This is a genomic window from Allofournierella sp. CML151 (genome assembly GCF_027853465.1).
Lineage (GTDB): Bacteria > Bacillota > Clostridia > Oscillospirales > Ruminococcaceae > Allofournierella.
On sequence record NZ_JAPNNW010000024.1, the window covers coordinates 15,774 to 37,952 of the forward strand.

18 protein-coding genes are annotated in these 22,179 nt (G+C 62.3%); 9 read left to right on the forward strand and 9 right to left on the reverse strand.

Features of this window, described 5'->3' with window-relative positions; translation table 11 throughout:
- The first annotated feature begins 313 nt into the window (after positions 1–313).
- From PH256_RS13535 to PH256_RS13575, 9 genes are all read left to right on the forward strand, one after another.
- Positions 314–1,000 carry a hypothetical protein gene (locus PH256_RS13535; protein ID WP_270914592.1) on the forward strand — a complete coding sequence of 229 codons (687 nt, stop codon included), beginning with the start codon at positions 314–316 and terminating at the stop codon, positions 998–1,000.
- On the forward strand, positions 990–1,913 hold the full coding sequence (locus PH256_RS13540) for a DHHW family protein (protein WP_270914593.1): 924 nt from the start codon (positions 990–992) through the stop codon (positions 1,911–1,913). The genes PH256_RS13535 and PH256_RS13540 overlap by 11 nt, the downstream gene beginning before the upstream one ends.
- A 132-nt stretch (positions 1,914–2,045) precedes the next feature.
- Entirely contained in the window at positions 2,046–2,423 is a 378-nt protein-coding gene (locus tag PH256_RS13545) for a metal-dependent transcriptional regulator (RefSeq protein WP_087182009.1), read from the forward strand.
- Between the two features lie 85 nt (positions 2,424–2,508).
- Positions 2,509–3,054: a TIGR01440 family protein gene (locus PH256_RS13550; RefSeq protein WP_270914594.1), complete on the forward strand. Its 546-nt coding sequence runs from the start codon at positions 2,509–2,511 to the stop codon at positions 3,052–3,054.
- A 14-nt stretch (positions 3,055–3,068) separates the two neighbouring features.
- On the forward strand, positions 3,069–3,794 hold the full coding sequence (locus tag PH256_RS13555) for a YggS family pyridoxal phosphate-dependent enzyme (RefSeq protein ID WP_270914595.1): 726 nt from the start codon (positions 3,069–3,071) through the stop codon (positions 3,792–3,794).
- 338 nt (positions 3,795–4,132) lie between these two features.
- Positions 4,133–5,002 (forward strand): YitT family protein, encoded by an 870-nt coding sequence (locus PH256_RS13560; RefSeq protein ID WP_087184459.1) that lies wholly within the window; start codon positions 4,133–4,135, stop codon positions 5,000–5,002.
- Positions 5,003–5,228: 226 nt separating this feature from the next.
- A complete protein-coding gene (locus tag PH256_RS13565) occupies positions 5,229–6,971 on the forward strand; it encodes an ABC transporter ATP-binding protein/permease (protein ID WP_333766443.1) in 1,743 nt (580 codons plus the stop codon).
- Positions 6,968–8,626, forward strand: coding sequence for a thiol reductant ABC exporter subunit CydC (gene cydC / locus PH256_RS13570; protein ID WP_270914597.1), 1,659 nt, complete (start codon positions 6,968–6,970; stop codon positions 8,624–8,626). The genes PH256_RS13565 and cydC overlap by 4 nt, the downstream gene beginning before the upstream one ends.
- Positions 8,627–8,667: 41 nt before the next feature.
- Entirely contained in the window at positions 8,668–9,036 is a 369-nt protein-coding gene (locus PH256_RS13575) for a YbaN family protein (RefSeq protein ID WP_270914598.1), read from the forward strand.
- 61 nt (positions 9,037–9,097) lie between these two features.
- Here the strand turns inward: PH256_RS13575 and glmM are convergent, their stop codons facing one another.
- From glmM to PH256_RS13620, 9 genes are all read right to left on the reverse strand, one after another.
- A complete protein-coding gene (gene glmM, locus PH256_RS13580) occupies positions 9,098–10,441 on the reverse strand; it encodes a phosphoglucosamine mutase (RefSeq protein WP_087184462.1) in 1,344 nt (447 codons plus the stop codon).
- 26 nt (positions 10,442–10,467) lie between these two features.
- The gene (locus tag PH256_RS13585) at positions 10,468–11,133 is read right to left on the reverse strand and encodes an acyltransferase (RefSeq protein WP_087184463.1); all 666 of its coding nucleotides are present in this window, start codon (positions 11,131–11,133) and stop codon (positions 10,468–10,470) included.
- A 254-nt stretch (positions 11,134–11,387) separates the two neighbouring features.
- Complete coding sequence (locus PH256_RS13590) at positions 11,388–12,767, reverse strand: MATE family efflux transporter (RefSeq protein ID WP_270914599.1); 1,380 nt, start codon at positions 12,765–12,767, stop codon at positions 11,388–11,390.
- 176 nt (positions 12,768–12,943) lie between these two features.
- On the reverse strand, positions 12,944–14,014 hold the full coding sequence (leuB, locus tag PH256_RS13595) for a 3-isopropylmalate dehydrogenase (RefSeq protein WP_270914600.1): 1,071 nt from the start codon (positions 14,012–14,014) through the stop codon (positions 12,944–12,946).
- 27 nt (positions 14,015–14,041) lie between these two features.
- Entirely contained in the window at positions 14,042–14,524 is a 483-nt protein-coding gene (gene leuD / locus PH256_RS13600; RefSeq protein WP_058967195.1) for a 3-isopropylmalate dehydratase small subunit, read from the reverse strand.
- A gap of 18 nt (positions 14,525–14,542) precedes the next feature.
- The gene (leuC, locus tag PH256_RS13605; RefSeq protein WP_270914601.1) at positions 14,543–15,808 is read right to left on the reverse strand and encodes a 3-isopropylmalate dehydratase large subunit; all 1,266 of its coding nucleotides are present in this window, start codon (positions 15,806–15,808) and stop codon (positions 14,543–14,545) included.
- Between the two features lie 16 nt (positions 15,809–15,824).
- Positions 15,825–17,480 (reverse strand): 2-isopropylmalate synthase, encoded by a 1,656-nt coding sequence (locus PH256_RS13610; protein ID WP_270914602.1) that lies wholly within the window; start codon positions 17,478–17,480, stop codon positions 15,825–15,827.
- A 392-nt stretch (positions 17,481–17,872) separates the two neighbouring features.
- On the reverse strand, positions 17,873–20,491 hold the full coding sequence (locus PH256_RS13615; RefSeq protein WP_270914603.1) for a cation-translocating P-type ATPase: 2,619 nt from the start codon (positions 20,489–20,491) through the stop codon (positions 17,873–17,875).
- A gap of 177 nt (positions 20,492–20,668) precedes the next feature.
- Positions 20,669–22,033 carry a sodium-dependent transporter gene (locus tag PH256_RS13620; RefSeq protein WP_087184470.1) on the reverse strand — a complete coding sequence of 455 codons (1,365 nt, stop codon included), beginning with the start codon at positions 22,031–22,033 and terminating at the stop codon, positions 20,669–20,671.
- Between the last annotated feature and the right edge of the window lie 146 nt (positions 22,034–22,179).

Genomic DNA, 22,179 nt, shown 5'->3' on the forward strand with positions numbered 1-22,179 from the left:
TCCCGTGTGCAATAATCCGGCCCACCCGTGCGTATTCCGTGCAGCAGGCGCAACAAACCGCCCCCGCCCGGGCATACTAGGCAGTGCGGCGGCCCGGCGGCCTGCATTGGTTCAACACAAGGCAGCACCGCACAATTTCAGACGGTGGAGCGCGCCGGAAATTTTTTGTGAGATGAAGCAAAAAGCGCAGCCAATCCTTGGTGGATTGGCGAGCATTTTTGAAAAATATCACGGAAAATTCTGGTGCGATACGCCGCCTGAGCAGTTAGGCGTAAATTGTGCGGTGTTGGCAAAAGAAAAAGGAGTTATTTTTATGAAAAAGCTTGCAATCACCCTTACCGCCCTGACCCTGGCCCTGGCTCTGGCCGCCTGCGGTTCCACCGCCGGCAGCTCCTCCAGCACCGCCTCCTCCAGCGCGGCTTCCTCTTCCGCTTCCTCCTCTGCCTCCTCCGAGAGCAGCTCCACTGCCGCTGTGGACACCAGCGACCTGACGGCTGTGATGGACGCTCTGTTCAGCGGCATCGCCGAGGACCAGATGCCCATGCTCATGCCCCAGGAGGACGGCAGCAAGTACGCTCCCCTCACCGAGGAGAATTCTGAGTACAACACCGGCGTTGCCCTGAGCGCCTATAAAGAGGGCATCTGCGCCGAGGCCGCCATGAGCGCCCAGGCCCACTCCATCTGCCTGCTGAAGGCCAACAGCGCCGAAGAGGCTGCCCAGCTGGCCGAGGACGTGGCCGCCAATGCCAACCCCAACAAGTGGATCTGCGTAAGCGCCGAGCGCACCATCGTTGCCTACTCCGGCGACACCGTGCTGCTGGCCATGAGCTTCAACGATCTGGCCCAGACCGTTCTGGACAACTTCACCGCTCAGTTCGGCGCGGAGAACGTGACCGTTGTGAAGGACGAGACCGGCGCCGACATGGCCATGCCCGAGGGCGGCGACGTGACCTCCGACCCCGTGGCCGCTATGCCCGAGGATGCTTCCGGTGCGCTGTAAGCCGGTTGCGGTAAGCTGCGCGGCGGCCGCCCTGCTGCTGGCCGCCGTGCTGGCCCTTCCGCTGGCTGCCCAGCACCGCCAGCCGGACGAAAACGGCATGTATCAGCAGGAGGGCTACTGGGTGCAGTATCTGGGCGAGCGCAACGAAAAGAGCGCCGATTCCTTTGTAAAAAAGGTAAACAGCCTGTGCGACGCCCTGCTCACCAAGGAGAATAACGTCTACTGCGCCATCGTGCCGGATAAATCCCACTACCTGCCGGACGAGGGCTGGCCGGTACTGGACTACGATGCCATGGCCAGCCAGGTGCAGGCCGGGCTGGATGATTCCATCACCTGGGTCAGCCTTGCGGACCGCCTCACTTTGGCAGACTACTACAAAACCGACGCCCACTGGCGGCAGGAAAAGCTGCAGCCGGTGGTAAATGCGCTGGGCGAAGCCATGGGCTTTTCCCAGGATCTTTCCGGCTGGGAGCAGAATGTGTTTGACGGCTTTGTGGGCAGCTACGGCAAGTACATCCCTGACGGGGCCGAGCCGGAAACGCTGGTTTATCTGACCAGCCCGGCCACCGAAGCCGCCCGGGTGGACAACTTCCAGTACCCGGACGCCACCGCCGTTTACGATGTTTCCAAGCTCAGCGGCGTGGGCAGCTACGATGTATTTCTGAACGGGGCCACCCCGCTGCAGACCATCGAGAACCCCAACGCCGCCACCGACCGGGAGCTGGTGATCTTCCGGGATTCCTTTGCCAGCAGCCTGGCCCCGCTTCTGTGCGAACAGTACCGCACCATCACCCTGATCGACCTTCGCTACATGGTCAGCGGTCTGGTGCCTCAATACGTGACCTTCACCGACCAGGATGTGCTGTTTTTGTTCAGCAGCTGGGTGGTGAACGAGAGCGCCATGCTGCGCTGAAACAAGGCCGCTTTTCCGCCCCGGGAAGCCCCGGAACGGAGGGCGGCCTTTTGTGCGCCCGGTTTGCAAAAGAGGATGGATTATGGTAGGATATCCATAAGAGAATTTTCGCCCGGAAAGGGGGCTTTTGCCATGAAGATCATGGAATCCGCCGAGGATTATCTGGAGACCATCCTGGTGCTTCTGCACCGGAAGGGCCATGTGCGCTCCATCGACATCGCCAACGAGATGTCCTATTCCAAGCCCAGCGTTTCCACTGCCATGAAAAAGCTGCGGGAAAACGGTTACATCCATGTGGACGAGATCGGCCTGATCACCTTGACCGACGAGGGCCGCGCCATCGCCGAGAGCGTGTATGAGCGGCACACCCTGCTCAGCCAGGTGCTCATCGACCTGGGCGTTCCCGAGGACATCGCCCGCGAGGACGCCTGCCGTTTGGAGCACGACCTGCATCCGATCAGCTTCGAGCGGATCAAGGAATGCTATCACCGCCACAAAAAGGAGGCCTGAACAGGGCCATGCCGCGGGCAGCCCATCACTCACCGGGCTGCCCGTCTTATTTCAATTAATACCACAGATACGAGGTGTTGTTTGCATGAATTACGAAGAAATCTGCGCCCAGAGCGCACAGGCCGTTCGGGAGCTGCTGGCCGCCGCCAAGCTGCGGCCGGGCAGCATTCTGGTGGTGGGCTGCTCCTCCAGCGAGATCGTGGGCAGCCAGATTGGCTACGGCTCCAGCCTGGAGGCCGCTCAGGCCGTGTATGAGGGCATTGCGCCGGTGCTGCGCGAGGCCGGGGTCTTTCTGGCCGCCCAGTGCTGCGAGCATCTGAACCGGGCCATCATTCTGGAAGCGGAGGCCCTGCCCGCCGGGGCCGAGCCGGTGAACGTGATTCCCCAGCCCAAGGCAGGCGGCAGCTTTGCCACCACCTGCTGGCAGCGGTTTGCCCATCCGGTGGCGCTGGAGGCCATCCGGGCGGACGCGGGCATGGACATCGGCGACACCCTGATCGGCATGCATCTGAAGGCGGTGGCGGTACCGGTTCGTCTGAGCTTGCGCCGCATCGGCGAGGCCAATCTGGTGTGCGCCCGCACCCGTCCCAAATACATTGGCGGCAGCCGGGCTGCCTACGCCGAAGCGTAAAGGAGGCCGCCGCAATGAACGAACTGCATGAACAACTGGCCCAGCGCACCGCCCAGGTGCGCCGCCGCATGGAGGAAGCCTGCCGTGCCGCCGGGCGTGCGCCCGAATCGGTGCAGCTGTGCGCCGCCAGCAAGACCCAGACCGCAGACACCGTGCGCGCCGCCTGGGACGCAGGCATTGACGTATTCGGCGAAAACCGGGTGCAGGAGCTGGTGGAAAAGCGGGCCGCCGGGGCCTACGGCTCTACCCCGCTGCATTTCATCGGCCATCTGCAGACCAACAAGGTGCGCCAGGTGGTGGGCGCGGCGGATCTGATCGAGTCGGTGGATTCCGAGCATCTGCTGCTGGCCGTCCAGAAGGAGGCCGCCCGCCAGGGCATCGTGCAGCCGGTGCTGCTGCAGGTGAACATCGGCGCGGAGGCCAGCAAGGGCGGCGTTGCCCCCGAGGGGCTGACCGCACTTTTAAACCAGGCGGACGGGATGGAGAACATTCTGGTCAAGGGCCTGATGTGTATTCCTCCGAAGGAGACCGACCCTGCCGCCCAGCGCCGCTGGTTCGCCGCCATGCGCGCGCTCTTTGATGAGGCCGCCGCCCGCAGCTGGACCCGCACCCGCATGGAGATTCTGTCCATGGGCATGAGCGGTGATTTCGAGGCCGCCATCCAGGAGGGCGCCACCCTGGTCCGGGTGGGCACCGCCATCTTCGGGCCAAGGGCCTATCCGCTGCCCGCCGAGTCCTGAACCCGCACCTCTTTCCCTTGCAAAACAGCCTTTCGCCCCGGCCGGTTGCCGGGGCTTTTTTGCGCCCGTCTCCCCCACCGCAATCTGGCAATATACCACAATAAAGTGGTAGCAAAACGCACTATTCTTCCGCTTTTTCCACAAAACAGGGGCAATTTTCTGCATCTTTTCACCAAGCTTTTTGCCATGGATTTGCCCCCACCGCACACAATTGCCGAACCTTGCCCCAAACCCTTGCAATGCAGCCAAAGCGTTGTATACTTTTATTTATATTGCAAAATCGTTCTGTCCTTTTGAACAAAGGCGTTTGGGAGCGATGGGAAAGGCGGTCGTTTTGGATGAAACAGTTTAAGGTGCCGCGCAGGCTGAGGAACCTGCTGCTGGTGCTGGCGGGCAACGCCCTTTACGCCCTGGCGGTGGACATGTTTGTGCTCCCCTGCGGGCTGATTACCGGCGGTACCACCGGCCTGGCCCTGATCGGCCAGCACTGGCTGGGCATTTCCATCTCCACCTTCGTGATGATCTCCAACGTGATTATGTTCATTCTGGGCGCGGCGGTCATGGGCCGCTGGTTTGCCTTCAACACGGCGGTGTCCACCTTCTGCTACCCCATCTTTCTGGAGCTATTCAGCTGGATTCCCGGCATCGGCGACATGACCCGCGACCCCATGCTGGCCACCGTGTTCGCCGGTGTGATGATCGGTGCGGCCATCGGCCTGGTGATCGGCGCGGGCGCTTCCAGTGGCGGTATGGACATTCCGCCCATTGTGGCCAACAAGTTCTGGGGTGTGCCCATCTCGGTGGTCATGTACGGGCTGGACTTTGCCATCCTCATCGGGCAGATGTTCTTCGCCGAGAACCGGGAGCAGATTCTCTACGGCATCCTGCTGGTGCTGCTCTACACCATCGTGCTGGACAAGGTGGTGCTGATGGGCCACTCCAAGATCCAGGTGAAGATCCTCAGCGAAAAGAGCAACGAGATTCGCCAGCTGATTCTGAAGGTACTGGACCGGGGCTGCACCCTGCTGCACGCCCAGACCGGCTACGCCCGCAACGAGTGGGACATGGTGCTCACCGTCATCACCAACCGGGAGCTGGCCAAGCTGAACCATCTGGTGCAGGAGGTGGACCCCCAGGCCTTCATCATCATCGACTCGGTGAACGAGGTGCACGGCCGCGGCTTCACCCTGCGCAAACAATATAAATAACGCTTTTGGATGCGTCCCGTTTGGGGCGCATCTTTTTTGCTTTTTTCTGAGCAAAACTTTATTATCTTGCATTTTTTTGCTTGTTATCTTGACATTTTGCTCCGGGTATGGTAAAAAGAATCAGGCGTTTGTTAGTCAAAGCTAACCAAATGCAGTTTAAACTAACCACATACAGTCGCGGCTAACCGCCGCGTGACCACTATCACCAGGAGGACACACTGCCTTGATGATCAACAAACGGCTGATCGGGATGGTCAGCGATTCCAAACAGCACATTGCAAAAAACGTGGCGTTCCAGTGGGCGGCGCTTGCGGCGAACATCGCCATGCTGCTCACCATCGCCCGGTATCTTTCCCGGCTGCTGGCCGGGCAGCCCGCCTCGCTGGCGGCCACCCTGCTGGTGGCGGCAGCGGCCGCGGCGGTCCGCTTTGTCTGCGCAAGGCAGGCGGCGGTCTGCTCCTACCGGGCCAGCCGCAGCGCAAAGCAGGCACTGCGCCGCACCATTCTGGAAAAGCTTTTGCGGCTGGGGCCGGGCTATTCCAGCCGGGTCTCCACCTCCGAAGTGGTGCAGGTGACGGTGGAGGGCGCCGAGCAGCTGGAAAGCTACTTCGGCGCATATCTGCCCCAGTTCTTCTACAGCCTGCTGGCCCCACTGACATTGTTCTGCGTGCTGGCCCCTATCAGCCTTTCGGCGGCGGTTGTGCTGCTGATCTGCGTGCCGCTGATTCCGGTTTCCATTGCGCTGGTGCAGACCTTTGCCAAAAAGCTGCTGGCCCGCTACTGGGGTCAGTACACAGCCCTGGGCGACAGCTTTCTGGAAAACCTGCAGGGCCTGACCACCCTGAAAATCTATCAGGCGGACGAGGAGCGCCACCGGCGGATGAACGAGGAGGCCGAGCGCTTCCGGCGCATCACCATGAAGGTGCTCACCATGCAGCTGAACTCCATCACCATCATGGATCTGGTGGCCTACGGCGGTGCGGCGCTGGGCATCATCGTGGCCGCCCGGCAGTTCGCCGCCGGACAGATCGGCCTGTTCGGCTGCTTTGCCATCATCATGCTCTCGGCGGACTTCTTTCTGCCCATGCGTCTGCTGGGCTCCTACTTCCACATTGCCATGAACGGCATGGCCGCCTCCGAGAAGATCTTCAAGCTGCTGGATCTGCCGGAGCCCCAGGCCAAAACCGGCGTGATCGACCCCGCCGACTGCACCCTGCGCTGTGAGGATGTGCGCTTTGCCTACGATGCCGAGCGCCCCATTCTGAAGGGCGTGGATCTGGAGTTGCCCCGCACCGGCCTGGTGGCCCTGGTGGGCGAATCCGGCTGCGGCAAGTCCACCCTGGCGGGCCTGCTGGCCGGCCGGCTGGAGGGCTATGCGGGCAGCATCACAGTGGGTGGTCAGCCCCTGAGCGAGATCAGCCTGGAAAGCCGGATGAAGCAGATCACCACCGTGGGCTTTGCCGCCCGGCTGTTCAAGGGCACCGTGGCCGAAAACCTGCGCATGGCGAAGCCCGATGCCAGCGACGAAGCCCTGTGGCAGGCGCTGGAGCAGGTGAAGCTGGCGGATTTCCTGCGCAGCGAACAGGGGCTGGAGACCCCGGTGGCCGAAAAGGGCGCCAACTTCTCCGGCGGTCAGTGCCAGCGGCTTGCCCTGGCCCGTGCCCTTCTGCACGACAGCCCCATCTATATTCTGGACGAAGCCACCTCCAACATCGACGTGGAGAGTGAAAATCAAATCATGGCCCTGGTGCACCGGCTGGCCGAGACCAAGGCGGTGCTGCTCATCTCCCACCGGCTGGCCAACGTGACCGGCGCACAGCGCATCTACGCGCTGGAGGAGGGCCGGGTGGCAGGCTGCGGCACTCATGCCCAGCTGCTGGCCGCCAGCCCCTGCTATCAGCGGCTGTGGAACAGTCAGCAGGCGCTGGAACACTACACCCCCGACACCCAACAGGAGGCTCTTGCATGAAAAAACGTTCTGATCTGGCGGTAATACTCCGGCTCGTGGGGCTGGTCAAGCCGCTGATGGGCTTCATGGCCCTTGCCATCGCCATGGGCGTGGCGGGCTTTCTGTGCGCCCAGTTCATCCCCATCTTCGGCGGCTTCGCCATCGTGAAGGCGCTGGGCGGCACCGGCCTGCCCGCCCTGGGCGTGCTGTTCACCTGCATGGGCGTATTCGCTCTGGCCCGCGGCGTGCTGCGCTACGCCGAGCAGGCCTGCAACCACTACATTGCCTTCAAGCTGCTGGCCCTCATCCGGGACAAGGTTTTCGGCGCGCTGCGCCGCCTGGCCCCCGCCAAGCTGGACGGCCGGGACAAGGGTGATCTGATCGCGGTGATCACCTCGGACATCGAGCTGCTGGAGGTCTTTTACGCCCACACCCTCTCCCCCATCGCCATCGCGGCCATCATGTCGGTGATCATGACCGTTTTCATCGGCAGTTATCACTGGCTGCTGGGTCTTGTCGCCGCTCTGGGCTTTTTCGCCGTGGGCGTGGTGGTGCCGGTGCTGGCCGCCCGCTTCGGCGGCAGCCGGGGTCTGGAATACCGTACTCAGGCCGGTGCGCTGAGCGCCTTTGTGCTGGACAGCCTGCGCGGCCTGGGCGAGCTGCTGCAGTACGACGCGGGCCAGCGCCGTCTGGACGAGCTGGATGCGCGCACCGGCAGCCTGCTGGCCACTGAGAAAAAGATGAAAACCGCGCTGGGCACCGCCACTGCCTGCACCGGCGCGCTGATCTGGCTGTTTTCGCTGGCCATGCTGGCGGCGGGCAGCCTGCTCTACACCAATGGTCTGATTGGCTTTGACGGGGTGCTGATTCCTCTGATCGCCATTCTCAGCTCCTTCGGGCCGGTGGTGGCGCTGGCCAATCTGGGCAGCACCCTGCAGCAGACCTTTGCCGCCGCCAACCGGGTGCTGGACATTCTGGACGAGGAGCCGGTGGTGGCGGAAAACACCACCGGGCGCACCATCCCCTTCACCGGCGCGGCCTGCGACAATGTGAGCTTCACCTACGAGGCCGAGCCGATTCTGAAGAATGTGAGCCTGACCCTGCCGGAAAACAAAATCATCGGCATCACCGGCCGCAGCGGCAGTGGCAAGTCCACCCTGCTCAAGCTGCTCATGCGCTTCTGGGACGTGGGCGACGGCCAGGTTGCCATTTCCGGCGAAAACGTGAAAAACATCCGCACCGCCAGCCTGCGCAACCTGCAGAGCTACGTGACCCAGGAAACCTACCTGTTCCACGACAGCATTGAGGAGAACGTGAAGCTGGCCAAGCCCGACGCCACCCATGAAGAGGTGGTGGAGGCCTGCAAAAAGGCCTCGGTGCACGACTTCATCATGAGCCTGCCCAACGGCTACGACACCAACGTGGGCGAGCTGGGCGACACCCTCTCCGGCGGCGAGCGGCAGCGGCTGGGCATCGCCCGGGCCTTCCTGCACGATGCGCCCCTCATCCTGCTGGATGAGCCAACCAGTAACCTGGACAGCCTGAACGAAGCGGTGATCCTGCAAAGCCTGCACCGCCAGCGCAAGGGCAAGACGGTGGTGCTGGTCAGCCACCGGGCATCCACCATGCGCATTGCCGACACCACCTACAGCGTGGAGCACGGGCGGCTCAGCTGAGCCGCTCCACTCCGGCGCCACACAGAAAGGATTGTTTGTTTATGAAATACCTCTACATTGCATTGGGTCTTGTCTGCCTGGCGCTGGGCGCCGTGGGTGCGGTGCTTCCCCTGCTGCCCGCCACTCCCTTTCTGCTGGGCACCTGCTTCTTCTTCGCCAAGGGCAGCGACCGGCTGAACCGGTGGTTTCTGTCCACCAAGCTGTACCAGGAGAACTTCAAAAGCTTCCGGGAGCAGCGGGCCATGACCTGGCGCACCAAGATCGGCATCATGGTCACCGTGACCCTGACCATGAGCATCGGCTTTGTGATGATGCACGAGGTGCTCATCGGCCGCATTGTGCTGGGCTGCGTGTGGCTGTTCCATGTGTATTACTTCATCTTCCGCATCCGTACCCTGGACGCGGAGTAAACAAAAAACGAGTGAGTTCACCGCGGGTACTCACTCGTTTTTCTGTATTCAAAGGCTGCAATCAGCCCAGCTCTTTTTTCACCAGCTCGGCCAGATGGTCGGCAATGGCCTGGATCTCGCTCTCGTCCTGGCCCTCCACCATCACGCGGATCAGCGGCTCGGTGCCGCTGACCCGAACCAGCACCCGGCCGGTATCACCCAGGGCCTCCTTCTGCTGGCGGATGGCCTCCTTGATCACGTCGTTGTTGTAGAATTCCAGCTTGCCCTCGGCGCTCACGGTCACATTCACCATCACCTGAGGCAGGCGGGTCATCACCTTGGCCAGCTCGGACAGGGGCTTTTTGCACCGCTTGAGCAGGCACAGCAGCTGGATGGCGGTGAGCTGGCCGTCGCCGGTGGTGGCAAAATCCCGGAAGATGATGTGGCCGCTCTGTTCGCCGCCCAGGGTGTAGCCCTCCAGCTCCATCTCCTCCAGCACGTAGCGGTCGCCCACCTTGGTGGCGGCAAACTTCATGCCGTTGGCCTCGCAGAAGCGGGCAAAGCCCAGGTTGGTGAGCACGGTGCCCACGATGGTGGACCGGCGCAGCTTGCCCCGCTGCTGCATATCCAGGCCGCAGATGGCCATGATGTAGTCGCCGTCCACCACTTCGCCGGTCTCATCCACGAACAGGCAGCGGTCCGCGTCGCCGTCAAAGGCAACGCCCGCGTCCACCTTGTGGGTGCGCACGTAGTCCTGCAGCTGCTCCAGATGGGTGGAGCCGCAGCCCTCGTTGATGTTCACGCCATCCGGCGCATCGTGCAGAATCACCGCATTGGCCCCCAGCTCCTCAAACAGGGTGCGGGCGGTGGCGCTGGCGGAGCCGTTGGCGCAGTCCACCACGATGTTCATGCCCTCCAGCGAATAAGGGATGGTGCTTTTCAGGTGCTCGATGTAATCCCGGGCAGCGGTGGTGCAGTGGCTGATCTGACCCAGATTCTCGCCCTTGGCGTAGGTGAAGTCGTTTTTCTCGATCAGGTGCTCGATCTGCTCCTCCAGCTCATCCGGCAGCTTGAAGCCGTCGCCGTTGAAGATCTTGATGCCGTTGAAGGCGTAGGGGTTATGGCTGGCGGAGATCATCACGCCCGCGTCCGCCTTGTACTTGCCCACCAGGTAGGCCACCGCCGGGGTGGAGATCACGCCCAGGTCGATCACGTCCGCGCCCACCGAGCACAGGCCCGCGGCCAGTGCAGCGCCCAGCATGTCGCTGGAGATGCGGGTGTCCTTGCCCATCACCACCAAAGGACGGCGGCGGCGGCCATAGGCCAGCACGGTGGCGGCGGCACGGCCGATGGCCATTGCCAGCTCACAGGTCATATCCTCACCGGCAATGCCGCGCACGCCGTCGGTTCCAAACAGTCTGCCCATATTCCAAACACTCCTCTGTTTCTTTGTTATGTACGGGGTACGATGTGCTGCGCGTCCTTATAGATATGGCCCGGGGCCACCACGCCCCGCACACAGCTGGTGGGATAAATCTGGCAGCGGCGGCCCAGCACCGAGCCGGGGCACAGCACACTGTTGCAGCCCACCTCGGCCTCATCGCCCACCAGAGCGCCCAGCTTCTTGCGGCCGGTTACCAGAATCTCGTCCTCCTGGCGGATGCACACCAGGGATTTGTCGCTCTTCAGGTTGCTAGTCACAGCGCCCGCGCCCATGTGGGCTTTGTAACCCAGGATAGAATCGCCCACGTAGTTAAAGTGGGGCACCTGCGCGCCGTCGAACAGAATGCAGTTCTTCAGCTCCACGCTGTTGCCCACCACGGCGCCCGCGCCCACCAGGGCGCTGCCCCGGATAAAAGCGCAATGGCGCACCTCGGCCTCCGGGCCGATGATGCAGGGCCCGGCCAGCGATGCACTGGGGGCCACCTTTGCGGTTTTCGCCACCCACACACCGGGGGCGGGCTGGTCATATTCCTCGCTGGGCAGGCTTTTTCCCAGCTGCTCAATAAATCCTTTCAGTTCGTCCAGCACCTCCCAGGGGCGCTCCTTCCCCTCAAACAGGGGCGCGGCCAGGGTGTGGGAAAGATCGAACAACGCTTCGGTACGGCAGACATCCATACAACAGATGCTCCTTTCAAAAATTCACTTGAGTAAATTATAAGCATCGGATTTTCAAAATACAACCCGAAAATATAAAAAACGCGGACGAAAAAGCAAATTCGGTGGAAGTTACGAAATTTTCGGCGAAGACGCGCCCAAAATTGTCACAAAAATCCTCATAATTTTAACAATCAGACACTTGCTTGCACAAAAAGAGCCCCACATTTTTGCGCAAATGCAGGGCTTCTTTTATGACATTGAAGTCGGAATTCTTATTTCTGCGGAGCTTTTGCCCCGGCAGCCAGCCAGCGCATCCGGCTGAGATAGACCACCAGGCTGGCCAGAGGGCCCAGGATATCCGAGATGGGCTCGGCATAGAAGGCTGCCATACCCCCAAACAGCGCAGGCAGAATGAACAGCGGCACAAAGTAGGCCAGCTTGCGGAAGAAGGAAAGAGGCAGCGAATAGCGCATCATCCCCATGCCGGTGAAGCCGTCGATGATGGTGTACTGCAGCCCCAGCGGGACCACTGCCAGCGTGCAGATGCGGATGGCCCGCACAGCCAGAGGCAGTACCTGGGCATCCTGAGTGAAGATGGAGGCAAAGGCCCCGGGCAGCAGCTGGCCCGCCGCGCAGAGCAGCGCCGTATAGGCGAGGCTCAACGCCAGGATGAATTTCTGTGCCTGGAGGATGCGGTCCGGGCGTCCCGCACCGTAGTTGAAGCCCAGGATCGAGCCGGTACCGCCGGTGATGCCGCCCAGCGGCATGGTGACCACCAGCATGAAGCTCTGGGAGATGGTAGCTGCCGCCACCATCAGGTCACCCTCGGTGGGGCCGCCGTACTTCTGCAGCAGAGCGTTCAGGGCAATGATCATCACATTGTCGAAGGCGATGATGGCAAAGGGGGTGAAACCGGTGGCCAGTACCCGCCCCATCACCCGCAGGTCATAGCCACCGAAGGTGATGCGGATGGGCGGTGTTTTGCTGAACAGAAAACGCAGCACGAACAGACAGCTGCCCAGCTGGCTGAGAATGGTGGCCAGCGCCGCGCCGGTCACGCCCATATCCAGTACAAAGATGAACACCGGGTCCAGCAGAATGTTCAGCACCGCGCCCAGCATCACCGACTGCATGCCTTTTTTGGCAAAGCCCTGACAGATGATGAACTGGTTCATGCCGGTGGAAAGCAATGCAAAGGGGGTACCCAGCAGATATACAGTGTAATATGCCATGGCGTAAGGCAGCGTGGAGCCGCTGGCGCCGAAGAGCAGCAGGGTCTGTTCCCGGGTGGCCAGAGCCAGCGCCATGAGCACCACCGAAAGGCCGCAGAGCATTAGAAAGCAGTTGGCCAGAATCTTCCGGGCGGCTTTCTGATCGCCCGCGCCCATGCGGATGCTCATCAGGGGCGAACCGCCCACGCCCACCAGGAAGGCCACCGAGCCGATCATGGTCACGATAGGCCCGCAGACGCCCGCGCCTGCCAGGGCCAGCTTGCCCACCTCGGCGATATTGCCGATGTACATCCGGTCCACCACGCTGTACAATACGCTCACAAACTGCGCCAGCATGCTGGGGATGGCAATGCGCAGCACCAGCTGCGGAATGGGGTCCCGCCCCAGATCGTTTTCCAGTTTTGCGGCCTGTTTCGCCATGGGTTTTTCCACTCCTGTTTTGCTATACTTGCCTGCGCAGTCAAGCGCCGCCCGGCTATTATAGCACTCCCCCCAATGAAAGTAAAGGCGCCGCCGCGCAATTCGTGGGAAACACCTAAAACGGGCCGCCGCCGGGAAAATCCGGCAGCGGCCCGCTTGATTTTTCTTTTGCTATATTACAGGTTTTGCAGGATGGCGTCGCCCATTTCCGAGCAGCTGACCAGAGTGCAGCCCTCGGCCATCATGTCACCGGTGCGCAGGCCCTCATCCAGCGCCTTATTGACCGCGGCTTCGATGGCGGCGGCCTCCTCGTCCAGATCGAAGCTGTATTTCAGCATCATGGCGGCGGACAGGATGGTGCCGATGGGATTGGCCTTGTTCTGGCCCGCAATGTCCGGCGCGGAACCGTGGATGGGCTCGTACAGTCCCCGGCTGCCCTCGCCCAGGCTGGAGGAGGGAATCATGCCGATGGAACCGGTAATCATGCTGGCCTCGTCGGACAGAATGTCGCCGAACATGTTCTCGGTGACCACCACGTCGAACTGGCTGGGGTCCTTCACGATCTGCATGGCGGTGTTGTCCACCAGCATGTCGGCATACTCCACGTCCGGGTATTCCTCGGCCAGCCGGTGCATCACCTTACGCCACAAACGGCTGGTGTCCAGCACGTTGGCCTTGTCCACACTGGTCACCTTGTTCCGGCGCTTGCGGGCGGTCTCAAAGGCGATGCGGCCGATGCGCTCGATCTCGTGCTCGGCGTAGCTCATCACGTCGGTGGCCTTCTGCTCACCGCCGCATTCCGCGGTGGTGTGGCTGCCAAAGTAGACGCCGCCGATCAGCTCCCGCACCACGATGAAGTCGATGCCCTTTTCCACGATCTCCGGCTTCAGGGGGCTGGCGGCCGCCAGCTGGGGCCAGAGCTTGGCCGGCCGGTTGTTGGCATACAGGCCCATGCCCGCGCGCAGGGCAAGCAGGCCCTTCTCCGGGCGCTTGTCGCCGGGCAGGCCGTCCCACTTGGGGCCGCCCACCGCGCCCAGCAGCACGCTGTCCGCCGCGAGGCACTTGTCCAGCATGGCGGCGGGCAGCGGCTCGCCCCATTTGTCGATGGCGATGCCGCCCATATCCACGTCGGTATAAGTAAAGGTGTGGCCGTATTTTTCGGCCACCGCATCCAGCACCCGCAGGGCCTGGTCCACGATCTCAGGGCCGATGCCGTCGCCCCGGATCACTGCGATTTGTTTTTCCATGGGAATCGTTCCTTTCTTTCCTCTTGCTCACTGCCTGATGCTGTTCATCAGCCCGCCTGCCTTGATGATCTCCTGGATGAAGGGCGGGAAGGGCTGGGCCTGGAAGGTCTGGCCGGTGGTCTCGTCGGTGATGACGCCGGTGTCGAAATCCACATGCACCTTGTCCCCCGCCTGGATGGCCTCGCTTGCCGCCGGGCATTCCAGAATGGGCAGGCCGATGTTGATGGCGTTGCGGTAGAAGATGCGGGCGAAGGTGGCCGCAATCACGCAGGAGACCCCCGCTGTTTTGATGGCCAGGGGCGCGTGCTCCCGGCTGGAGCCGCAGCCGAAGTTGGCGCCGCCCACCATGATGTCGCCGGGCTGGACCTTCTTCACGAAATCGGGGTCGATGTCCTCCATGCAGTGAGCCGCCAGCTCCTTTGCGTCGGGGGTGTTCAGGTACCGGGCCGGGATGATCACGTCGGTGTCCACATTGTCCGGATATTTATGTACAAAACCGTTTGCCTGCATTGGTGATTCCTGCCTTTCTTATTCCGCAATGGTGCGGGGGTCGGTGATATAACCGGTGAGGGCGCTGGCCGCCGCGGTGGCGGGGCTGGCCAGATAAACCTCACTCTCCACATGGCCCATGCGGCCCACAAAGTTCCGGTTGGTGGTGGAGATGCAGCGCTCGCCCTGGGCCAGAATGCCCATGTAGCCGCCCAGGCAGGGGCCGCAGGTGGGGGTGGAGACCACGCATCCCGCGTCGATGAAATCGGTGGTCCAGCCCCGCAGGATGCACTCTTTATAAATGGCCATGGTGGCGGGGATGATGATGGCGCGCACGCCTGGGGCGATGTGCTTGCCCTTCAATACCTTCCAGGCGGCCTCCATATCCTCTAAACGGCCGTTGGTGCAGCTGCCGATGACCACCTGGTCGATCTTCACATCCTTGCCGTCGGCGGCGGGCTTGGTGTTTTCGGGCAGGTGGGGCCAGGCCACAGTGGGCTCCAGAGCGGCCAGGTTGATCTCGATGGTCTGCTCGTACTCCGCGTCCTCGTCCGCCTCGTACACGGTCCAGGGGCGCTGGCTGCGGCCGGTAAGGTATTGGATGGTCACCTCATCCACCGGGAAGATGCCGTTCTTCGCGCCCGCCTCAATGGCCATGTTGCAGATGCAAAGCCGGTCGTCCATGGTGAGACTGGCCACGCCGGGGCCGGTGAACTCCATGCTCTTATACAGCGCACCGTCCACGCCGATCATTCCAATGATGTGCAAAATCAGATCCTTGCCGCTCACCGGGGGCTGCAGCTGACCTTTCAGCACAAAGCGGATGGCGGCGGGGACTTTAAACCAGCATTTGCCGGTGGCCATTCCCGCGGCCATATCGGTGCTGCCCACACCGGTGGAGAAGGCGCCCACCGCACCGTAGGTGCAGGTGTGGCTGTCCGCGCCGATGATGCAGTCACCGGCGGTCACGATGCCTTTTTCCGGCAGCAGGGCATGTTCAATGCCCATCTGGCCCACATCGTAGAAGTTCAGAATGTCGTATTTGTTGGCAAAGTCCCGGCACTGCTTGGACTGCTGGGCGGCCTTGATGTCCTTGTTGGGCACGAAGTGGTCCAGCACGATGTTGATGCGGGTCTTGTCGAACACACTGGTGAAGCCCGCCTTGTTGAACTCGTTGATGGCCACCGGGGTGGTGATGTCGTTGCCCAGCACCTCGTCCAGCCGGGCGCTGATCAGCTGGCCCGCCTCCACCTTGTCCAGCCCGGCGTGGGCGGCCAGAATCTTCTGCGTCATTGTCATTCCCATGATTGTTTCTTCCCCTTTATTTGTTGTTGGCCGCGCTGACCATTGCCTTGATGCCCGCGCGGATGATGTCGGTGTCGGTTCCGGCGCCCCAGGTCACGGTGCCGTCGCCCCAGCGCAGGCCCACATAGGCCGCTGCTTCACTGGTTGAGCCATGCTGCAGGCTGTGCTCGGAGTAGGTCTCGATGGTGAAATCCTGGCCGGTGGCCGCCTTCAATGCGTTGCACACCGCGTCCAAGCGGCCGTTGCCCTGGGCACTGCTCTCTTTGGTGGAGCCGTCCGGCATGGTGACGGTAATGGCCGCGAAGATACCGTTTTTCTGGATGAAGTGAGCGTCCGGGATGTCAACCGGGGTGCATTTGTTCAAATAGGTATCGTAGAACACCTGGGCCACCTCGTCGGGCGAGAGCTCCTTGTGGGCGTGGTCCGAGATGGATTTGACCGTGTAGCCGAAATGCTCCCGCATCTTTGGGGGCAGATCGTAGCCGAACTTCTGCTGCAAGAGGAAGCCGATGCCGCCCTTGCCGCTCTGGCTGTTGATGCGGATCACGTCGCCGTCGTAAGTACGGCCGATGTCGGTGGGGTCGATGGGGATGTAGGGCACGTTCCACTGATGCAGGCCCTTTTCCTTGCGCCAGTTCATGCCCTTGGCGATGGCGTCCTGATGGCTGCCGCTGAAGGCTGCAAAGACCAGTGCGCCTGCGTAGGGGGTGCGCTCGTACACATGCATCCGGGTCACCCGCTCATACAGCTCCACGATGGCGGGCATGTCGCTGAAATCCAGCTTGGGGTCCACGCCATGGGTGTACAGGTTCATGGCCAGGGTGATCAGGTCCACATTGCCGGTGCGCTCGCCGTTGCCGAACAGGGTGCCCTCCACCCGGTCCGCGCCGGCCAGCAGGGCCAGCTCGGTATCGGCCACGCCGCAGCCCCGGTCGTTGTGGGGGTGCAGGCTGAGCACCACACTGTCCCGGTATTTCAGGTTGTCGCTCATGTATTCAATCTGGTTGGCGTAGATGTGACTCATGCTCATGGCCACGGTCACCGGCAGGTTGATGATCATGGGCTTTTCCGGGGTGGGCTGCATGATGTCCAGCACCGCGTTGCAGACCTCCAGAGCGTATTCCGGCTCGGTGCCGGTGAAGCTTTCCGGGCTGTATTCGAACCGGAAGTTGCCCGGATACTCGGCGGCCAGCTGCTTGACCAGGGTCGCGCCGTCGGTGGCGATCTTCTTGATCTCCTCCTTGCTCTTTTTGAACACCTGTTCCCGCTGGGCCACGCTGGTGGAATTGTAGAAATGGATCACCGCACTGGGCGCGCCCTGCACCGCCTCGAAGGTCTTGCGGATGATGTGGTCCCGGCACTGGGTGAGCACCTGTACGGTCACATCCTCGGGGATCATGTTCTGCTCGATCAGGGTGCGCAGGAATTCATATTCCGTCTCGCTGGCGGCGGGGAAGCCCACCTCAATCTCCTTGAAGCCGATCTTCACCAGCAGCTGGAAGAACTCCAGCTTTTCCTCCAGGCTCATGGGCACGATCAGGCTCTGGTTGCCGTCCCGCAGGTCCACGCTGCACCAGGCCGGGGCCTTTTCGATGTGATCCTTGTGCACCCAGCGGTACTCGGTCTTGGGCGGGTTGTAGTAACCGATCTGATACTTGGTAACGTCCATCATAAAACAATCGCTCCTTATTTTGTTTTGTCTGCGGGGCGAATGCAGACAAAAAGGCCCTCGTCTCTCAAGGGTCTTTGCCCCTGAGAGACGAGGGCCACATCGTTCATGTAAGCTCCCGCGGTACCACTCTCGTTGCTGTGTGTCAGCCGCTCTGTACGGTCGGCGGGCAATGCCGCGAACCGCGCCCCGGATAACGGTGGGGTTCCGCCCTGACCTACTGACCGTCTCCTAAAACGGGGTTCCGCCGGGTGCTCAGGGGCCAGTATACAGATTCCGCGCCGCTGCCTTGCACCGACCGGCAGCTCTCTGAAGGCGTATGGGCTCTGCTTTTTCCCCGTCCACGCATTCGGATTTTTATCTTGGTAGTAGTTTAACGCATTAAATCCAGTTTGTCAACCCTGTTTTTCGCCGCCCAGCATCCATTTTACCAGCTCCACCGCCGGAATCACCGCTGCAGCCAGCGCCAGACTCAGACCGTACTGGGCCGGACGCAGGGCTGCAAAGCCGAAGGCAGCTGCTGCCGGAGGCCAGAGCAGCACCCCGGTGGTGAGGGCCAGACTTCCCGCCAGCGCTGCCCAAAGATAGGGGTTCTCGCCCTGCTGATTAAAAATGCTGCCCCGTCGGCTGCGCAGGTTAAAGCTGTGGAAAAGCTCGGCCATGCTCATGGTGAGAAAAGCCATGGTCCCCCCCAGCTGGCTTTGCGCCACCTGCCAGAGGCCGGTCTCCAGCCGCGTCCCCGCAAAGTATGCCCCCAGCGTAAGCGCCGTGACCAATGCCCCCTGCCACAGCACATCCACGCCCAGGCCCCCGGCAAAGATGCCCTGCCCCCGGGGGCGGGGCGGCCGGTGCATGCTGCCCGGCTCCGCCTGCTCCATGCCCAGCGCCAGCGCCGGGAAGCAGTCGGTGATCAGATTGATCCAGAGCAGGTGCACCGGCTCCAGCAGCCGGATGCCCAGCAGGGTGGCCAGAAAGATGCTGGCCACCTCGCTCATGTTGGAGGCCAGCAGAAACTGAATGGCCTTGCGGATGTTTTCGTAAATGCGCCGCCCCTCGGCCACCGCCGCGGCGATGGTGGCGAAGTTGTCGTCCGCCAGCACCATATCCGCCACATTCTTGGTCACGTCGGTGCCGGTGACGCCCATGCCCACGCCGATGTCCGCCGCCTTCACCGCCGGGGCGTCGTTCACCCCGTCGCCGGTCATGGCGGTCACACAGCCCCGCTGCTGCCAGGCCCGCACGATGCGCGCCTTGTGCTGGGGCTGCACCCGGGCGTACACCGAAAACTCCGGTGCTCTGCGCCGCAGCTCCTCGTCGCTCATGGCATCCAGCGCCGCACCGGTGACCACCTGCCCCGCGCTGCTTACCAGCCCCAGCGTGCGGCCGATGGCGGCGGCGGTATCCGGATGGTCGCCGGTGATCATCACGGTGCGGATGCCCGCCGACCGGCAGGCCCGCACCGCCCCCGGCACCTGGGGCCGCACCGGGTCCAGCATGCCCACCAGCCCCAGAAACACCAGCTGATTTTCCGCCGCGGCGGGCGTTAAGGGCGCGGGCAGTTTTTCCCACCGGCGGCAGGCCGCCGCCAGCACCCGCAGCGCCTGCGCCGCCATCCGCCGGTTCTCCGCCAGAATTCGGGCACGGTCCGCCTGGGTCAGGGGACGGGGCTGGCCGTCCTGCATCCAGTGGGTACATTTTTGCAGCAGCACATCCGGCGCACCCTTGGTGTACTGGACGATTCCTCCCCCCTGCCTGTGAAAGGTGCTCATACACTTGCGCTCGCTGTCAAAGGGCAACTCGGCCACCCGGGGCTGGGCCGCTGCCAGGGCCGCCTTGCGCAGCCCCAGACGGGCGGCGTATTCCACCAGTGCACATTCGGTGGCCTCCCCCTGTGCCGTGCCGTCCGGCAGAAGCTCCGCGTCGGTACACAGGGCCAGCGCGGTGGCCAGCGGCTTCTGTTGGCCGTGGCAGCTCTGCACCTCCATCCGGTTCTGGGTGAGGGTCCCGGTCTTGTCGGTGCAGATCACCTGAGCACAGCCCAGCGTCTCCACCGCCGTCAGCCGCCGGATCACCGCTCCCTGGCGGCTCATGCGGGTCACCCCCACCGAAAGCACGATGGTCACCACCGCGGCCAGGCCCTCCGGCACTGCGGCCACCGCCAGACTCACTGCCACCAGAAAAGTGTCCAGCACGGTGGGAAGATCCACACTGCCATTTCGCCACAGGCTGAACCCGAACAAAAACACACAGATGGCCAGCACCAGCGCGCTCAGGGTCCGGCTCAGGCCCGCCAGCGTCTGCTGCAGAGGCGTTTTGCCCTGGGCGGTCTCGGCCAGGGCTCCGGCAATGCGGCCCATCTCGGTGTTCATGCCGGTGGCGGTGACCAGCAGCTTGCCCCGGCCATACCGCACCGTGCTGCCCAGATAGGCCATGCACCGGCGCTCGGCCAGCGGGGTGTTTGCCGCCGCCGGGCGGGTGTTCTTTTCCACCGGCAGACTCTCGCCGGTGAGGGCCGCCTCCTCGGTGCGCAGGCACACGCATTCCAGCAGCCGCCCGTCCGCCGGGACCGCGTCCCCCGCCTCCAGTAATACCACATCCCCCGGCACCAGCTCCTCGCTGGCCACCTCCAGCGGACGGCCGCCCCGCAGCACCCGGCTATGGGCCGCCGTCAGCTTCTGCAGCGCCTGGATGGCCTGCTCGGCCTTGTGCTCCTGATAAACGCCCAGCACCCCATTGATGACCACCACCGCCAGGATGATGAACACATCTGCGAAGCTCTCCCCTGCCACGGCCGCCGCCCCGCCGGACACCGCCGCCGCGGCCAGCAGCACCACGATCATGGGGTCGGCCATCTGCTGCAAAAACCGCTGGAACAGCCCGGCCTGCTTTTGCTCCTTCAGGCGGTTGGGGCCGCACTCGGTCAGACGGCGGGCGGCCTCTGTTCCGCTCAGCCCCTGACGGCTGCTTTTTGCCCGCCCCAGCGCGGCCTCGGTCTCCAGCTGATACCATTCCATTCCCTCGTCCTCCTTTTTCCGCAACCGGTTCCTTTCAGTGTATGCAGCAAAAAGACGGGGCATGAATGGGGAAAAGCGCCCATTTTTGATATATTCTAATCAATTTATACAATCCGTATACCGAATAAGCAAAAGAAAACCGCCCCGGCCTTAGCCGGGGCGGCAAAAATGCAAAGCTTATTTGATGCGCAGAATGCTCTGGATGAGCAACACGCCCACCAGGATGGGCAGCACGAAGGTCACATAGCCGCGCACCCAATTGGGCACCTTGGGACCAACGCCCTGGTTGGCCTCCTCCTGGTAGTTCTTGAAGCCCCAGCCAATGCGGCTGACGCAGAACAGCAGGTAGACCAGCGAGCCGCCGGGCAGCAGGATGTTGCTGACCAGATAGTCCTCCAGATCCAGCACCGCGGTACCGGCCTCAAAGGGCACGAAGCCGCTCCACACATTGTAGCCCAGGATGCAGGGCATGGAAATGATGGCCACGATGATGCCATTCACCAGCGCGGCCTTTTTGCGGCTCCAGCCGGAAAGGTCGATGGTGCAGGCCAGAATGTTCTCGAACACCGCCACGACGGTGGAGAAGGAGGCGAAGCTCATGAACAGGAAGAACAGAGTGCCCCACACACGGCCCGCCGCCATGGAGTTGAACACGTTGGGCAGGGTCATGAAGATCAGCGGAGGGCCGCTGTCCACCGGAACGTCGTAGGCAAAGCAGGCCGGGAAGATGATCAGACCGGACACAAAGGCCACGAAGGTATCCAGAATGGCAATGTTGATGGACTCGCCCAGCAGCCGCCGCTCCCGGCCCAGATAGCTGCCGAAGATCAGCATGGCGCCGATGCCCAGGCTCAACGTAAAGAAGCTCTGGTTCATGGCGGCGGTGATGGTGCCCAGAATGCCGGTCTCCTGCACCTTGCTCAGATCCGGCACCAGATAAAAGCGGATGCCCTCGGAAGCGCCGGGCAAAAACAGGCTATTCACCGCCAGCACCACCATGATGACCAGCAGGGCCACCATCATCCATTTGGTGATGCGCTCCACGCCCTTCTGCAGGCCGAAGGAGCAGATCACAAAGCCCAGCACCACGATGATGAGCATCCACACGGTCATGGTCACCGGCTGGCCCAGCATGCCGGAAAAAGCATCGTCAATGCCGGCCTTGTCCAGCCCGCTCATCTCGCCGATGAGGAACCGGTAGAAGTAATAAAGCATCCAGCCCGCCACAGTGGTGTAAAAGGCCATGAGCACATAGTTGCCCAGCATGGCGAAGATGCCGTGCCAGTGCCACTTGGACCCCTTGGGCTCCAGCTCCTGATAGGCCTTGATGCAGCTTTTGCGGCTGGCCCGGCCGATGGCAAACTCCATGGTCAGCACGGGAATGCCCACCACTGCCAGGAAAAACACATACAGCAGTACAAACAGGCCGCCGCCATTCTGGCCGACCACATAGGGGAAGCGCCACACGTTGCCGATGCCGATGGCGCACCCGGCACTGAGCAGCAGAAAGCCCAGTCGGGAACCGAATTTTTCACGTTGCATAATTCTCTTCCTCTCGCCGTTCGTTGATCCGCACCGGGCGTCGCGCTCCGCAATCACTTTGCCGCAGTACCTCTTTATTATACATTCACAGTACAGTGACTACAAGCCGTCCACCGTATTTTGTGACTTTTTGTGACAAACAAAAA

Excerpts from the sequence above, each read along its gene's own strand:
- PH256_RS13535 (WP_270914592.1), top strand. The coding sequence starts at position 314 with ATGAAAAAGCTTGCAATCACCCTTACCGCCCTGACCCTGGCCCTGGCT.
- PH256_RS13545 (WP_087182009.1), top strand. The coding sequence starts at position 2,046 with ATGAAGATCATGGAATCCGCCGAGGATTATCTGGAGACCATCCTGGTG.
- PH256_RS13550 (WP_270914594.1), top strand. The coding sequence starts at position 2,509 with ATGAATTACGAAGAAATCTGCGCCCAGAGCGCACAGGCCGTTCGGGAG.
- PH256_RS13555 (WP_270914595.1), top strand. The coding sequence starts at position 3,069 with ATGAACGAACTGCATGAACAACTGGCCCAGCGCACCGCCCAGGTGCGC.
- PH256_RS13560 (WP_087184459.1), top strand. The coding sequence starts at position 4,133 with ATGAAACAGTTTAAGGTGCCGCGCAGGCTGAGGAACCTGCTGCTGGTG.
- PH256_RS13565 (WP_333766443.1), top strand. The coding sequence starts at position 5,229 with ATGATCAACAAACGGCTGATCGGGATGGTCAGCGATTCCAAACAGCAC.
- cydC (WP_270914597.1), top strand. The coding sequence starts at position 6,968 with ATGAAAAAACGTTCTGATCTGGCGGTAATACTCCGGCTCGTGGGGCTG.
- PH256_RS13575 (WP_270914598.1), top strand. The coding sequence starts at position 8,668 with ATGAAATACCTCTACATTGCATTGGGTCTTGTCTGCCTGGCGCTGGGC.
- glmM (WP_087184462.1), bottom strand. The coding sequence starts at position 10,441 with ATGGGCAGACTGTTTGGAACCGACGGCGTGCGCGGCATTGCCGGTGAG.
- PH256_RS13585 (WP_087184463.1), bottom strand. The coding sequence starts at position 11,133 with ATGGATGTCTGCCGTACCGAAGCGTTGTTCGATCTTTCCCACACCCTG.
- PH256_RS13590 (WP_270914599.1), bottom strand. The coding sequence starts at position 12,767 with ATGGCGAAACAGGCCGCAAAACTGGAAAACGATCTGGGGCGGGACCCC.
- leuB (WP_270914600.1), bottom strand. The coding sequence starts at position 14,014 with ATGGAAAAACAAATCGCAGTGATCCGGGGCGACGGCATCGGCCCTGAG.
- leuD (WP_058967195.1), bottom strand. The coding sequence starts at position 14,524 with ATGCAGGCAAACGGTTTTGTACATAAATATCCGGACAATGTGGACACC.
- leuC (WP_270914601.1), bottom strand. The coding sequence starts at position 15,808 with ATGGGAATGACAATGACGCAGAAGATTCTGGCCGCCCACGCCGGGCTG.
- PH256_RS13610 (WP_270914602.1), bottom strand. The coding sequence starts at position 17,480 with ATGATGGACGTTACCAAGTATCAGATCGGTTACTACAACCCGCCCAAG.
- PH256_RS13615 (WP_270914603.1), bottom strand. The coding sequence starts at position 20,491 with ATGGAATGGTATCAGCTGGAGACCGAGGCCGCGCTGGGGCGGGCAAAA.
- PH256_RS13620 (WP_087184470.1), bottom strand. The coding sequence starts at position 22,033 with ATGCAACGTGAAAAATTCGGTTCCCGACTGGGCTTTCTGCTGCTCAGT.